The sequence below is a fragment of the Candidatus Spongiisocius sp. genome, from assembly GCF_965221825.1.
Classification (GTDB): Bacteria; Actinomycetota; Acidimicrobiia; order Spongiisociales; family Spongiisociaceae; genus Spongiisocius.
The window spans coordinates 263765-278864 of the sequence record NZ_OZ244917.1; the positions used below are offsets into that span (position 1 = coordinate 263765).

Here is a 15100-nt window from a genome sequence, read left to right on the forward strand (position 1 = left end):
CCCTAATCGATAATGATCCCGGTGTGGATACTCATCTCCGGCCCGAGTGTCGCTGATCCGCCCCGGTATGTCAACACCCATTTCCGGGGCGGACCGGCGGATCGCAGTTCCGTGATCAGTCCACTCGCAGTCATCCCCCGGTCCGCGTAACCTCTGGACGCAGTTTGAGTGGAGGTGATGAAGTGACCGCAAGAAGGGTCTTTTCGGGAATCCAGCCCAGCGGTGACATCCACATCGGCAACTACATGGGAGCGCTTCGCAACTGGGTTGCCATGCAGGACGAGTACGCGCCGGTCTACTGCGTGGTCGATCTCCATGCCCTCACTCTCCCTCAGGATCCGGCCGAGTTGGCGGGGGCCCGCGTGCGTACCGCCAAGATACTGCTGGCGGCGGGGATCGACCCCAGCCGTTCGCTGGTCTACTACCAGAGCCAGGTACCGCAGCATGCCGAGTTGTCCTGGATCATGGGAACCTTCGCCTCGATGGGCCACCTGGGCCGGATGACCCAGTACAAGGAGAAGGAGGACAAGGGCGGGCAGAACCTGGGTCTGTTCTCCTATCCGGTGCTGATGGCGGCCGACATCCTGGTCCACCGCGTTCACGCCGTGCCGGTCGGCAACGACCAGACTCAGCATCTGGAGTTCACCCGTGATCTCGTAGACCGGTTCAATTCCCGCTACGGGGATTTTTTCCCGGTACCGGAACAGATAACGCCTCCGGTGGGAGCACGGGTCATGTCTCTGAAGGATCCCACCTCCAAGATGTCCAAGTCCGATCCGGATCCGGGCTCGCGGATAATCGTGACCGACGACGCCGACACCATCCTGGCCAAGGTCCGGCGGGCGGTCACCGACTCCGGCAACCGGGTCGCCTACGACGTGGAGCGCAAGCCCGGGATCAGCAACCTGCTGGACATCCTGTCCGCCTTCACGGGCCGCAGCGTCCACCAACTCGCCGAGGAATACGGCGCAGCCGGCTACGGCCGGTTCAAGCAGGCTGTTGCCGAGGCGGTGATCTCCGGCCTCGCGCCGGTGCGCCAGGCGTATCTCGACCTGGACGACGCCGATGTCGAGTGGATCATGGCGGAGGGTGCTGCAGTGGCCCGGAGCGGGGCTGAGCAGACCATGAGCGAGGTGCGTCGCCTCATCGGGCTCGGTTGATCGTGTCGGTCTGCGGTATGGGCGGCGTGATCTGAACCGCCATATCCCACCGCCGCCCCGCAGACCAACCACGGGACCGGCGATTACGAACGATGATTGTATAGTGTAAACGTACTCTAGCAACTAGACGCTAGAAACTAGGCCCCGGGGTGGGCAAGAAGAACAGCACCACCAGCGTCATCAGGTTGAAGCCGCTGTGGGCGAAGATCGAGGGTCCGAGCGTCCCGGTACGCGCCCTCAGGGTTCCCAGCAACAGCCCGAACGCGAATAGGACCAGGAGGGTGACGGCGCCGGCCGCGCTGTACAGCGACGGATCCACCATGTGGATGGCACTGAACAGGACGGAGGTGACGATCACCGCCATGATCGGCTTGCGGTCCTTTCCCACGAGCATCCGGTAGACCAGCCCGCGATGGATCATCTCCTCCACGACCGGGCCCAGAACTGCCACGCCCACCACAACGGCCGCCATCGTGGTAGTTCCCCTGGTCTCCGCAACTGCTTCCACTATCGCCTGGGCGGTCTCCTCCTCGATGCCCAGGAGGCTGCGCAGACCGGCCGCGAGCCAGGCGAGCGGTATCGAGATGGCCGCGCCCGCCAGTACCCAGCGGGCATGGTGGGGCTCCACCTCGAAAGACAGTGCCTCGGCCAAATCAGGAAAACCTCGACCTTTTGCGATCAGGGCGAGCGCGCCGATGTGGCCGAGGTTCTGGAGAGGTATCAGCACCCAGAAGTAGAAGTCGGGGCCGGTGGTGTCGGCGCCGAGGGCACCGGCAAGCAGTCCTGCGACCACCGCCCCAAGGACTCCTGCTCCTAGGACCGTGAGGGCGTCATACCAACGCCAGCGAGCTTCCAGCACTGACCCGCCAGGCTAGTTGGTCGTGGTCGGTCTGCGTTGCGGACGGTGTGCTCTGGACCCCCAGCGGCGTCTCTGGCTGTGTCCTGCCTCCTAGACGTACCCTGCGGGTACGCCTTCGTCGGCAAGTCCTTGCCATAGACGCCGCTGGCGGCGCCATATCCCACCGCCACCACACAGACCGACCACGGTGGTCTGCGTGGGGGTCGGCGTGTTCTGGATCGTCATCGGCGCCTTGGGCTGTGTCCTGCCTCCTAGACGTACCCTGCGGGTACGCCTTCGTCGGGCATGTCCTTGCCATAGACGCCGCTGGCGGCGCCATGTCCCACCGCCGCGCCACAGACCGACCACGGGACCCGCGATAACAAACGAACGCGCATAGCGTGAACACTTCCTAGTAGGCCCGTCCGGTGACTCCTCCCTCCGCCTCATACGATGTGATGCTGTTCGAGCGGGTGTAGCGAGAGGCTGCATCCGGATGTCGGCGGAGGGTCTGGTATTTTCCTGGAGCGCACTCGGAGGTTGGCACGTGGACATTTCTATAGGCATGGGCAAGGCGGGCCGTCGCGGTTTCGGCTTCGACGACATATCCATAGTTCCTAGCCGTCGCACCCGCGATCCTGACGATGTCAGCCTCTCCTGGGAACTGGACGGCTACCGGTTCGAGCTACCGATGCTCGGGTCTGCGATGGACTCGGCGGTGTCCCCGGCCACCGCGGTCGCCATCGGTCGGCTGGGGGGTCTGGGCGTGCTCAACCTCGAAGGCTTGTGGACGCGCTACGAGGATCCCGGGCCGGTATTCGAGGAGATAGCGGCGCTGCCGGCCGACCGCGCCACCGCCCGCCTCCAGCAGCTCTACCGGGCGCCCATCGACCCGGATCTCATGCGACAGCGCATCTCCGACATCAGGTCGGAAGGGGTGGTCGTCGCCGCCGCCCTCACTCCGCAGAGCGTGGAGCGCTATATCGACGGGGTGGTGGAAGCCGGGCTTGACGTCCTGGTCATCCAGGGCACGGTGGTGTCGGCCGAGCATGTCTCCAGCCGCGACGATCCTCTCGACCTCTCGGCTTTCATCGCCGCCCTTGACCTTCCCGTAATCGTGGGCGGCTGCGCCTCCTACGCCGGAGCGATCCACCTGATGCGCACCGGCGCTGCCGGAATCCTGGTCGGGGTGGGTCCCGGCGCGGCATGCACCACCCGGCGAGTGCTGGGGATGGGGGTGCCCCAAGCCACCGCCATCGCCGACGCGGCCGGGGCCCGGATCCGGTACCTCGCCGAGGCCGGACGGTATGTCCACGTCATCGCGGACGGAGGCATGAGCACCGGCGGTGACATCGCCAAGGCGATCGCCTGCGGGGCTGACGCGGTGATGATCGGATCCCCGCTCGCCTCGGCGGTAGGGGCGCCCGGGCAAGGCGCCCACTGGGGGATGGCCACTTTCCACCCGTCGGTTCCCCGCGGTACGAGGGTTATGACGGGGCCGCTGGGCACCCTTGAGCAGATCCTGGTGGGTCCGGCCCGCGAGAACGACGGCCGCCAGAACCTGTTCGGCGCCCTGCGCCTGGCCATGGCGAGCACGGGATATGCCGACCTCAGGGAGTTCCACGAGGCGGAGCTGGTCGTCGCCCCGTCGATCCGGACCGAGGGCAAGGCGCTTCAGCGGAGCCAGCGAGTCGGGATGGGTTCTTGAGGCCGGTCCCGCCGACCGGTGGGGGCTCCCGTCATCGGCCGGTGCTGGTGGTCGACCTGGGCGCCCAGTACGCCCAGTTGATCGCCCGCCGGATCCGCCAGGCCGGGGTCTTCTCCCTGATCGTGTCATGCGATATCAGCGTGGCGGAGGCTCGGGGCCACCGGCCGCTCGGTCTCGTGCTTTCGGGCGGCCCGTTGTCCGTCTATTCCGAAGACGCCTATCTGATCGACCCCGGTCTCCTGGAGATGGGGGTGCCCATCCTCGGTATCTGCTACGGCCACCAGCTCCTGGCCCACCTGCTGGGAGGCACGGTGGAGCACACCGGCGATGCCGAGTACGGGCGTACCTCGCTCGAGGTGACCGGCGATTCCCTGCTGCTGGACGGAACTCCGCGGCGCCAGGATGTCTGGATGAGCCACATGGATGCCGTCACCGGGCCGCCGCCCGGGTTTGCGGGCGTGGCCACCACACGCGGTTCGCCGGTGGCGACCATGGAGGACCCGGAGCAGCGCATCTACGGCGTCCAGTTCCACCCCGAAGTGGTCCATACCGACCACGGTTTCCGGGTTATGGAAACGTTCGTGCGGGACGCGTGCCGAGCAGAGCCGGATTGGACCGGCGGGTCCATCATCACCGATCAGGTCAGCGACATCCGAGCCAGGGTGGGGGATGCGCGGGTTATCTGCGGCCTCTCGGGCGGGGTGGACTCGGCGGTCGCGGCCGCCCTGGTCCATCAGGCCGTCGGGGACCGCCTCACCTGTGTGTTCGTAGACCACGGGCTGCTGCGGGCCGGCGAGGCGGAGCAGGTCGACGAGACCTTCCGCCGGAACTTCGAGATCGATCTGGTACGGGTTGATGCGGCCGACCGGTTCCTGGATGCGTTGGCCGGAGTGGCCGATCCCGAGCAGAAACGCCGGATCATCGGCGAGCTTTTCATCCGCACCTTCGAGGAGGCCACCGCCGGGATCCCTGATGCCCGTTTCCTGGTCCAGGGGACGCTGTATCCGGATGTCATCGAGTCCGGCGGCGCCTCCGCCGCCACGATCAAGACACACCACAACGTGGGCGGGCTGCCCGACAACCTCGATTTCGAGCTCATCGAGCCGCTCCGCGATCTGTTCAAGGACGAGGTCAGGGCGGTGGGGGAGGAGTTGGGGCTTCCCGACGAGATCGTCTGGCGGCAGCCTTTCCCCGGTCCCGGTCTGGCAGTACGCGTGATCGGCGAGATCACGCGGGAGCGGCTGGAACTCCTCCGGGCCGCGGACGCCATCGTGACCGAGGAGATCCGCCTGGCCGGGCTCTACCGGGAGATCTGGCAGTCGTTTGCCGTGCTGCCCGACGTCAGGACGGTAGGGGTGCAAGGCGATGGACGGACCTATGCGCACGCTCTGGTTGTGCGAGCGGTCACCTCCGAGGACGCCATGACGGCGGATTTCGCCCGGATCCCGTACCCCGTTCTCGAGCGGATCTCCAGCCGGGTGATGAACGAGGTCCCGGGAATCAACCGGGTGGCCTACGACATCTCCTCCAAACCCCCGGCCACGATTGAATGGGAATAGCCACGCCTTCTGGGAGGGGCCCGGCATTTCGGCACACCTGTCGCCTACAGGGGGATAGTAAGGTGAAGTAAGACAGGGTACGGTCACGATCGAACTCAACTCATAAGGAGAGATGGCATGGCTGCCCCCGTTACCGAGCCGCTGGTGGACGCCAAGGACGAAGCCCGCCAGGCCGAAGTCCGCACCGACATCGCCAGTGCCCTGCTCAAGATCCACGAAGACCGGATGTTCTTCGTCAAGTGGATGGTCGGCGTGGGTATCGGCATCGTCACACTCTTGTTGGCCGCGGCCGGTCTTGTCATCGCGGTGCTGACATGACGAAAAGGTTCCCCGTCTCACGGTAAGCGTGGAGTTCGTGATATCGAGGTTGTAGGCGGGCACACACACTCACCACCTCGGAAGACCCCGTAGCCCGCGAGAAACCCGTGGTCAGGCCGTCTTCGCGCCCCGGCCCCACCTATTTACTGGGGGTTGCGGCGGTTGGTCCAGTAGCGCTTGCGGATGTGGCGGATGACGTTCGCTGGGGTATCGCGCCAGCACTGCAGCGGGTCCCAGCCATCATGGGCCAGGCACATGTTGCATGAGACGCACTCGACCCCGCCCGTCCGTCCGGCCTCGAGCTTGCGCACCAGGTCGGGTTCGCGGATGAACGGGCGGGCCATGGCCACGAAGTCGGCGTCGCCGGACGCCAGGACGTCGGTCATGGTCCCGGTGGTCCGGACTCCCCCCACCAGGATCGTCGGCACGCCGGTGGCCCGGCGGACGTCTCGGGCGAAGGGGCGGTAGTAGGCCTCCCGGCCCTCGGGGGTCCAGCACCTTTGGGCCACCATCTGCCGCCAGGCCTGGCGACGGCCGACCGCCACGTAGGGGCGGATGTTCTCGAAGTAGCTACGCATCACCCCAAACGTGGTCTCGAATCCGTCGATGCCCATCTCCGCAAGCAGCCTGGCCCGCTGTAGCGACTCCTCCCGTTGCAGGCCACCCGGAATCGAATCCTCCACGCTGAGGCGTGCCGTCACCGCAAGCCCGGTCCCGACCGCCGCGCGCACGGCCTCGTAGACCTCGACGAAGAATCGGCTGCGGCGCTCGGCGTCACCACCCCAGCCGTCCTCCCTCGTGTTGGCATGGGGCGAACAGAACTCCGAGATCAGGTAGCCGTTGCCGCCGTGGATGTGGACGCCGTCGAAACCTGCCTCGGCTGCGCGCCGGGCCGCGTCGCCGAAGGCCCGCACCAGCGCCTCGATGTCGGCCTCGGAAAGCTCCTCGGGCTGGTGGGCGTACATTGCGTTCGGCACCGGCGAGGGCGCCACCGGCGTGATGGACGACATCATGGTCTGGCTGCCGCAATGGCCGAGCTGGGCGAAAACCACCCCGCCGGCATCGTGCACGGCGCCGGTGGCTCGCCGGAGGGCGGGGACCACGCGGTCGTCGTGGATCCCGGTCTGGTTGCGGCTGGCCTGCCCGCGCCGGTCGACGTACATGTGGCCGGTGAGAATGAGGCCCGCTCCGCCGGCGGCGAGGCGCCGGTACATGCCCGCGTAGGAGTCGAGCACCTCTCCGTCCGGCGTGGCCATGGTCTCGGACGTGGCGGCCCGCACGATCCGGTTGGCGGTGGTAACCGTCCCGATCCGCCCGGGCCGGAGGTAGAGAGGCGGGTTGCTCATCGCGATCTCCTGACGCGGCCGGCGAGGTCCGGTGGGGGCATTCTGGCACGCGCCCTGCGGCCGGCGCTACCACCCGGGCTACCAAGGTGTGTTCACGTTGTGAGCGTTCGTTTGCTGTCGCGGGTCCGGTGGTTGGTCTGTGGGGTGGGGGTCCAGAGGACGCGTCCGCAACGCAGACCGACCACGACTAATTACAATACTGTGATTACATGTCATGGGCGCCGGTTAACATGACCGGGATGGTCCAGATGCTCGCAACCGACGCTGCTTCGGGCGACCCAACGGACTCTCCGCTGTTCGCCGATCTCAACCCGACGCAGCGGGAGGCGGTGGCTGCCACGGAGGGTCCCGTGCTGGTGGTCGCGGGTGCCGGCTCCGGCAAGACCAGGGTGCTCACCTACCGGGTTGCCCACCTGATCCGCGATCTCGGGGTGGCTCCTTGGGAGGTGCTTGCGATCACCTTCACCAACAAGGCTGCAGGCGAGATGAAGGAGCGGGTCGGAAGGCTGGTCGGGCCGATGGCCAAGGGGATGTGGATTTCGACCTTCCACTCGGCATGCGTACGGATCCTGCGCAGGGAGGCGCCCCGGCTGGGTTACTCGTCACGGTTCACGATCTATGACGCCCAGGACTCGCTCAGGGCCATCAACCAGGTGGTCCGCGATCTGCGCCTGGACCCGAAGAAGTTCCAGCCCCGGGCGATACGAGCCAAGATATCCAACGCCAAGAACGAGCTGGTCGACTACGAGAGCTTTCGCGAACAGGGAGGAAACTTCCGGCACGAGATCGAGGCTGACATATACCGGCTCTACCAGGAGCAGCTGTTGAGGAATTCGGCAATGGACTTCGACGACCTCCTGATGGTCGCCACGGAGCTATTCGACGCCTTCCCGGAGGTGCTCGATTACTACCGGGAGCGCTTCCGTTACCTCCATGTCGACGAGTTCCAGGACACCAACCGCGCCCAGTACGTTTTGGTCAGGCAGTTGGGTGGGGAGCGAGCCAATATCTGCGCGGTCGGTGACTCCGATCAGTCGATCTACAAGTTCCGCGGGGCCGACATCCGGAACATCCTCAACTTCGAGCGGGACTATCCCCAGGCTCGCGTGGTGGTGCTCGACCAGAACTACCGGTCCACCCAGACCATCCTGGAGGCTGCGAACGCGGTGATCTCCCACAACGGGCGCCGCCGGCCCAAGCGCCTGTGGAGCGACCTGGGCCAGGGTGCTCCCATCTCGTTGTTCACGGCCGAGGACGAGGCCGACGAGGGCGGCTTCGTGGCTGAGGAGATCGGCAAGTTGGCGCGAGAGGGCTTCGATCTGTCCCGAATTGCGGTGTTCTACCGGGTCAACGCCCAGAGCCGGGCCGTGGAGGAGAGCTTCGCCCGCTTCGACGTGCTTTACCGGGTGATCGGCACGGTGCGGTTCTACGAGCGGCGCGAGATCAAGGACGTGCTGGCATATTTGAGGGTGCTGGCCAACCCGGCCGACGGGGTCTCCGCGCGCCGGATCATCAACCTGCCGCGGCGGGGGATCGGCAGCGTGACGATCGGCTGGCTGGAGCGGTTCGCCGAGTTGGAGGAGGTCACCTTCTTCGAGGCGGTACGGCGGCACGCGGAGAACCACTCCCTGGCGAAGCGGGCCCACGCGGCCATCGACTCCTTCCTGGGCGAGATGGAGAAGGTCGCGGAGGCGTGCGGGTCGGGCCCCGCCGCCGCCGTGCGGGCCGTGCTGGAGGAGGTGGGCTACCTCGAGGCGGTCGAGGCGGAGCGCACCCCCGAAGCACAGGGCAGGGCAGAAAACCTGCGCGAGCTCCTTTCCGGGGCCGAGGAGTACGAGCTGGCCGCTCTGGCCGACGAGGGGGAGGCACCGGAAGGCATGCGCCTGGTGGAGCAATTCCTGGAATCGGTCAGCCTGGTGAGCGATACCGACGAGTTGGATGGCGAGGGCGGTGCGGTGACCCTCATGACCCTGCACAACGCCAAGGGTCTCGAGTTCCCGGTGGTGTTCATCGTGGGCATGGAGGACGGGGTCTTCCCGCATGCCCGGGCTCTCACGGATCACGACGAACTCGAGGAGGAGCGCCGGCTGTGCTACGTCGGTGTTACCCGGGCCCAAGAGCGCCTCTACCTCTCGGCATCCCGGTCCCGCATGCTGTACGGGATGTCCACCTACAACCCGCCGTCGCGGTTCCTGAGAGAGATCCCGGTCGGCCTGGTCAGCAAGCTGGGAAGGCGCCTGAGGGATCGCCGGCGGGAGTCGATGGGCGGGCGCCGGTCGGCGCCGCTCCGTACCGAGTTGGCTGCGGACGATCTGGTGCGTCACGAGGTCTGGGGTATCGGCCGGGTGGTACGGGTGGCAGGCGCCGGTGACGGCGCCCAGGTTGAGGTGGAGTTCCCGGGCAAGGGCACGAAGCGGCTCCTTGTTCACTGGGCCCCGCTGGAGAAGGTCTAGGAGGGTGCCGAAAAAGGCGAGGCTGGGTTGGGCCTGCCCCGCTCGACCTGGAGTTTCGTCTCCGACTACCGGGCCAACCGGGCATCTTTCGGTACCTTCCCGGGCGAGGCGGACTCGAATGGCGGTCGTTGAGCGACCGCAGATACGGTGGCGGTCTGTATTACCGTTGGGAGGACTGGTGAGGAAGTCACCGCCGGCGTGATCCTATGAGAACGGGGAGGCAGGGCGTGTTCGGAGAGAGGGGCTCGAGGCTGCGCGCGCTCGGCGCGCTGGGTCAGTCGGTTTGGCTCGACTCCATTTCCAGGGAGATGCTGCGGTCGGGTGAACTGGAGCGATACGTGGAGGCCGGGATCACCGGGATCACCTCCAACCCCACGATCTTCGCCAAGGCGATGCTGTCCGGCGATTCCTACGACGCCCAGATCGACGAGTTGGTTTCCCATGATGCCGATGTTGACGAGATATACACGGCAGTGGTCACCCGTGACATCCGCCGGGCGTGCGACGTCATGGCGCCTACGCACCGCCGGTCCGGCGGCCTGGACGGATTCGTGTCGGTCGAGGTGTCACCGGAGTTGGCGCACGAGGCGGAGGCTACGGTCGCGGAGGCTCGTGACTGGGTGAAGCGGGTCGACCGGCCCAACCTGCTCATCAAGATACCGGCGACCCTGGCGGGCCTTACCGCCATCGAGGCGGCTACAGCGGAAGGTATCTCGGTGAACGTCACGCTTATCTTCTCGCTGGGCCGCTACCTGGCCGTGATCGACGCCTACATGAGCGGCCTGGAGAGGTTCCGGGAGGCGGGCGGCAACCCGGCATCCGTCAACTCGGTGGCCTCGTTCTTCGTCTCCCGCTTCGACACCGAGGTGGACAAGCGGCTAGGTCGGATCGGCACCCCTGAGGCGGCCGCGCTGGAAGGACGGACCGCGGTGGCCAACGCTCGGGTCGCCTACCTTGAGTTCCTGCGGGCATTTTCATCCGACCGCTGGTACCGGCTCCGCCGGAACGGCGCCAACGTCCAGAAGCCGCTCTGGGCATCCACCTCCACCAAGAACCCGGCCTACTCCGACACCCTTTACATCGACACGCTGGTGGCGCCCGAGACGGTCAACACGCTGCCGGAATCGGCCATCGCCGCCTACCAGGACCACGGACCGGACACCCCGGAGGTCCTAGGCATCAACCAGCTGGCGGACGGGGTGTTGGTGCTGGAGGACCTCGAGGCGGTGGGGGTCGACTACGAAGCTGTGACGGCCAAGCTGGAGCAGGACGGTGTGAGCAGTTTTGCGGATTCGTTCCGGGAGATGGTCGGCGACATCCAGCGGAAACGGGCCATGGCCCTGCGGTCCGGCGCCACGGGCAGGTAACGGGCGGTCCAGCACCCATGCCCCGACGAATCCTCATTGCCAAGCCCGGCCTGGACGGTCACGACCGGGGAGCGAAGGTGGTCGCCAGGGCCTTGAGGGACGCAGGCAACGAGGTCATCTACTCGGGACTCCACCAGACCCCGGCCCAGATAGTGGAGACTGCCATCCAGGAGGACGTCGACGCCGTCGGCCTGTCCGCCCTTTCCGGCGCCCATATGACCCTCTTCCCCGCAGTCGTGGAGTTGCTCCGGGAGCGCGCTGCAGACGACATCGTGGTCTTCGGTGGCGGGATAGTCCCCGAACCGGATGCCGAGATGCTGAACGAGAGCGGGGTAGCGGCGATCTTCACGCCCGGAACCCCCCTGGCCGAAGTGACCGGATGGGTCGAGTCCAACATCCGCTCCCGCTGAGGAACAGAGCGCGGGAATGCCCGGTCGCCGGATCGGCGCCATGCGCCAGGAGGCCGACATGGATATCCCGCGATCGGTTCATCCGCGACGTTCTGCCCAACCAAGCCGATCCGGGCCTGACCGCGGATCTCGCGTTGCTGATGAGCGAGACCACGGACGAAGATGTCGAACGCATGACCGCCTCGAGGCGATTCGGAGTCCGACCAGAGCGCCGCGCCGTCGGGCGGTGATTAGCCCGGGCGGATCGGCGGGTATGAAGGCCGCCCTCTCCACGAATCGAGACCATCTGGCGCCCGGATAGAATCACGGTCCGTGGATCTGCTTGAGCACCAGGGAAAAGAACTCTTCGGTCGGTACGGGCTTCCCGTGCCGCCCGGTTTCGTAGCTGCAGGAGTGCCCGAGGCGCGTGAGGTCGCGGACCGGCTGGGCTATCCGGTGGTGGTGAAGGCGCAGGTCCACATCGGCGGCCGCGGCAAGGCGGGCGGCATCCGGTTGGCCCGGGATGCGGGGGAAGTGGTGACCGCCGCCCACTCCATCCTGGGTATGGACATCGGCGGCCACACGGTGGGTTGTGTTCTCGTGGAAGAAGCTGCCCGGATCGCCGCCGAGTATTACGCCAGCTTCACTCTCGACCGTTCCGGCGGCCGCTACCTGGGCATGCTGTCCGCCCGCGGCGGGGTGGATATCGAGGCGGTGGCCGCATCGGATCCCGGCAGCATCGCCAGGGTATGGGTGGATCCTGTCGAGGGTCTGGACGAGCCGGAGGCCCGGAGATGGGTCCGAGCCGCCCGGCTCGAAGAGACGGCGGCAGACGAGTTGGTGGAGGTACTGGCGGCGCTCTACGAGGCCTTCGTGGAGGGCGACGCCGATCTGGTCGAGATCAACCCCCTGATCCTGACGCCTGAGGGACGGGTCCGCGTCCTCGACGCCAAGGTGACCCTGGACGACAACTCGCTGTTCCGTCATCCCGAGTACCGCGACTACGACGCCACCCAACCCAGGGACGAGCGCGAGGCCTCGGCCCATGCCCTCGGCCTGCAGTACGTCGGGCTCGACGGGACTGTGGGGGTGATCGCCAACGGCGCCGGGCTGGCGATGAGCACGGTGGACGTGGTGGCACAGGCCGGCGGCGCGGCCGCCAACTTCCTCGATATCGGCGGCGGCGCTGACGTGGAGACCATGGCCGCCGCGCTCCGTGTCATCAACAACGATCCCGCGGTCAAGGCGATCTTCATCAACATCTTCGGCGGGATCGTGCAGGGAGAGGTGGTGGCCCAGGGCATCCTCGACGCGCTGGATCGGGTCGAGTTGCGAGCCCCCATCGTTCTAAGGCTCGACGGCACCAATGCCGACCAGGGTCGGGCGATGGTGGCGCCACGGCTATCGGAAATGCTGATGATGGCCGGATCGATGTCGGGCGGTGCCGCCCGGGCGGTGGCGATCGCGGGGCGTGGATGAGCATCTGGCTGGACGAGCGCAGCCGGGTGGTCTACCAGGGGCTGACCGGCCGCGCCGGCCGCTTTCATGCGCTCCGCAACCGTGCCTACGGCACCAGGGTCGTGGCCGGTACCAACCCTTCCAAGGCCGGCGCCACGGTGGAGGGCATTCCGGTGTTCGCCACGGTCGGCGACGCCGTTGAGGCCACGGGCGCCGACGTCTCCTGCGTGTTCGTTCCCGCGCCCTACGTCCAGAATGCCGTCGTGGAGGCTGCCGAGGGAGGCGTGACGCTGGTGGTGGTGATAACCGAGGGTGTGCCGGCCAAGGACGAGGCCTGGCTCCGCGGCAAGCTCCGCCGCGATCACCCCGAGGTCCGAGTCATCGGTCCGAACTGTCCCGGTCTGATCAGCCCCGGCAAGGCCAATGTCGGCATCACCTCCGGCGACATCGCCCTGCCCGGCGGCCCGGTAGGCCTGGTCAGCCGCTCCGGCACCCTGACCTACCAGGCCCTCTACGAGCTGAAACAGGCCGGGATCGGGGTTACGACCTGCGTGGGGATCGGTGGTGATCCGGTTCCCGGGACGTCTTTCACCGACTGCCTGGCCGCCTTCGAGGAAGACCCCGAGACCGGGGCGGTGATGATGATCGGGGAGATCGGCGGCTCGGCGGAGGAGGAGGCGGCGGCTTTCATCGCAAAGCAGATGACCAAGCCGGTGGTCGCCTACATCGCCGGGATCACCGCTCCGCCCGGCAAGAAGATGGGCCACGCCGGCGCCATCGTCTCGGGCGGGAAGGGGACCGCGGCCGCCAAGATCGAGACCCTGAGCGCGGCCGGCGTGCGGGTGGGGGAGAGCCCGTCGGATGCCGGCCGCCTGATGATGGAAGTGGTTGCCGGTTTCCGATGATCCGGATGCCGGCTTGCTGAAGCCGATCTCAGGACGACCCTTGCGATCCTGCTGGCGGCGAGCTTGAAACACCGAGCGCTCTTCTCGGTGTTCGACAAGTCGGGGCTGGTCGAATTCGCCACCGGGCTGGTCGAAGCGGGATGGGAGGTGTTGGCGAGCGGCGGCACCGCAGCAGCCCTGGCGGGGGCGGGCCTCGACGTCATCGACCTGGCCGACTACACCGGCTCTCCGGCCATGCTGGGCCACCGGGTGGTCACGCTCCACCCGAAGATCCACGGAGGCATCCTGGCCGACCGATCGGACCCGGACCATCGAGCCGACATGGATCGGTACGGGATCGAGCCGATCGACCTGGTGGTCACCAACCTGTACCCGTTCGAGGCCAGGCCCGGCGCGGAGAACATCGACATCGGCGGTACCGCGCTGATTCGGGCGGCGGCCAAGAACCATCCCCATGTCGGCGTGGTTTGCGATCCGTCCGACTACCCGGCCGTTCTCGACGAGATCCGCTCAGCGGGACGCCTGGCCGCCGCGACGCGCCAAGCCCTGGCGAGGAAGGCCTTCGCCCGTACCGCCGCCTACGACGGCGCGATAGTGACCTGGCTCGACGAGCGAGACGGGGATGCCCTCCTCCCGCCGACCCTCCACATCTCGCTGGAACGGGCCGGATTGCTCCGCTACGGCGAGAACCCCGATCAACCGGCCGCCAGCTACCGGCGCATGGGAGCTGCCCGCTCGCCGGATGACGCCGAGGATTGGTGGAACGCAGTGGTCCAGCACGGTGGTGTGGCGCTGAGCTACCTCAATCTGCTGGACGCTGGCGCGGCCTGGGCGCTGGTCCACAACCTGGGCGACCATCCGGCGGCCGCGGTCATCAAGCACGCCGGGCCGTGCGGCGCCGCCGTCGCGAAGGATCCGGCCGGTGCATACCGGAAGGCGCTGGCATGTGACCAGAGGGCCGCCTTCGGTGGGGTGGTCGCCTTGAACCGGCCGGTGGACCTCGAGACGGCGGGGCTAATGGCCGGGGCGCCCCAGGCGGATGTCATCATCGCCCCCGCTTACGGCGAGGGGGTGGTCGGGCAGCTCCGGGATCGGCGGGCCGGCACCCGGATCCTCGAAGCTCCGAGCCCTCATAGAGCCACCCGGACGGTACGCCAGATCGATGGGGGCTGGCTGGTGCAGCGTGCGTCGCCCGGAGCATCGGACCGGTCGGGATGGCGCGTGGTGAGCCGGCGCGATCCTGGTCACCTGGTCGAAGATGCCGCGTTCGCGTGGCGGGTGGCCGGCCACGTTGCCTCCAATGCGGCGGTCCTGGCCAGGAACGGCACCGCATGGGGGATCGGCGGCGGGCAGCAGGACAGGGTGGGAGCAGTCGAGCTCGCGGTCCGGAAAGCGTCCGGACGTGCGGCGGGAGGCGTGTGCGCCTCGGACGGATTCTTCCCGTTCCCTGACGGGATTGAGGCGGCCGCAGCCGGAGGCGTAGAGTTGATCATCCAGCCCGGCGGCTCGGTGAACGACCCGGCGGTCGTGGAGGCGGCAGACCGCCTCGGGCTGTCGATGATCTTCACCGGCGAGCGCCGATTCCGGCACTGAGAAGGG

General features: G+C 67.3%; 12 protein-coding genes. 10 read left to right on the plus strand and 2 right to left on the minus strand.

The genetic code is table 11. The features are described 5' to 3' along the window. Positions 1 to 182 precede the first annotated feature (182 nt). Positions 183 to 1160 carry a tryptophan--tRNA ligase gene (gene trpS, locus ACOQPD_RS01205; RefSeq protein ID WP_420613087.1) on the plus strand — a complete coding sequence of 326 codons (978 nt, stop codon included), beginning with the start codon at positions 183 to 185 and terminating at the stop codon, positions 1158 to 1160. Between the two features lie 130 nt (positions 1161 to 1290). On the opposite strand, the gene ACOQPD_RS01210 is transcribed toward trpS, so the two are convergent. Then, positions 1291 to 1953 (minus strand): CPBP family intramembrane glutamic endopeptidase, encoded by a 663-nt coding sequence (locus ACOQPD_RS01210; RefSeq protein WP_420613088.1) that lies wholly within the window; start codon positions 1951 to 1953, stop codon positions 1291 to 1293. Positions 1954 to 2494: 541 nt separating this feature from the next. Here ACOQPD_RS01210 and ACOQPD_RS01215 point away from each other — a divergent pair. The 3 genes from ACOQPD_RS01215 (at position 2495) to ACOQPD_RS01225 (ending at position 5583) form a co-directional block, all read left to right on the plus strand. After that, a complete protein-coding gene (locus tag ACOQPD_RS01215; RefSeq protein ID WP_420613089.1) occupies positions 2495 to 3706 on the plus strand; it encodes a GuaB3 family IMP dehydrogenase-related protein in 1212 nt (403 codons plus the stop codon). After that, entirely contained in the window at positions 3703 to 5265 is a 1563-nt protein-coding gene (gene guaA, locus ACOQPD_RS01220; RefSeq protein ID WP_420613090.1) for a glutamine-hydrolyzing GMP synthase, read from the plus strand. Before ACOQPD_RS01215 ends, guaA begins: the two co-directional genes overlap by 4 nt. A 117-nt stretch (positions 5266 to 5382) precedes the next feature. After that, complete coding sequence (locus tag ACOQPD_RS01225) at positions 5383 to 5583, plus strand: hypothetical protein (RefSeq protein WP_420613091.1); 201 nt, start codon at positions 5383 to 5385, stop codon at positions 5581 to 5583. A gap of 143 nt (positions 5584 to 5726) precedes the next feature. Here ACOQPD_RS01225 and ACOQPD_RS01230 read toward each other — a convergent pair whose 3' ends face one another. Continuing rightward, positions 5727 to 6929 (minus strand): NADH:flavin oxidoreductase, encoded by a 1203-nt coding sequence (locus ACOQPD_RS01230; RefSeq protein ID WP_420613092.1) that lies wholly within the window; start codon positions 6927 to 6929, stop codon positions 5727 to 5729. A gap of 230 nt (positions 6930 to 7159) precedes the next feature. Here ACOQPD_RS01230 and pcrA point away from each other — a divergent pair, with 230 nt between their 5' ends. From pcrA to purH, 6 genes are all read left to right on the plus strand, one after another. Next, a complete protein-coding gene (gene pcrA / locus ACOQPD_RS01235; protein WP_420613093.1) occupies positions 7160 to 9382 on the plus strand; it encodes a DNA helicase PcrA in 2223 nt (740 codons plus the stop codon). A gap of 227 nt (positions 9383 to 9609) precedes the next feature. Further along, a complete protein-coding gene (tal, locus tag ACOQPD_RS01240) occupies positions 9610 to 10749 on the plus strand; it encodes a transaldolase (RefSeq protein WP_420613094.1) in 1140 nt (379 codons plus the stop codon). A 17-nt stretch (positions 10750 to 10766) separates the two neighbouring features. Further along, complete coding sequence (locus ACOQPD_RS01245; protein ID WP_420613095.1) at positions 10767 to 11159, plus strand: cobalamin B12-binding domain-containing protein; 393 nt, start codon at positions 10767 to 10769, stop codon at positions 11157 to 11159. 312 nt (positions 11160 to 11471) lie between these two features. Beyond that, on the plus strand, positions 11472 to 12617 hold the full coding sequence (gene sucC, locus ACOQPD_RS01250; RefSeq protein ID WP_420613096.1) for an ADP-forming succinate--CoA ligase subunit beta: 1146 nt from the start codon (positions 11472 to 11474) through the stop codon (positions 12615 to 12617). Then, complete coding sequence (gene sucD / locus ACOQPD_RS01255) at positions 12614 to 13501, plus strand: succinate--CoA ligase subunit alpha (RefSeq protein WP_420613097.1); 888 nt, start codon at positions 12614 to 12616, stop codon at positions 13499 to 13501. The genes sucC and sucD overlap by 4 nt, the downstream gene beginning before the upstream one ends. A 63-nt stretch (positions 13502 to 13564) precedes the next feature. After that, the gene (gene purH, locus ACOQPD_RS01260; RefSeq protein WP_420613098.1) at positions 13565 to 15094 is read left to right on the plus strand and encodes a bifunctional phosphoribosylaminoimidazolecarboxamide formyltransferase/IMP cyclohydrolase; all 1530 of its coding nucleotides are present in this window, start codon (positions 13565 to 13567) and stop codon (positions 15092 to 15094) included. The last annotated feature ends 6 nt before the right edge of the window (positions 15095 to 15100 follow it).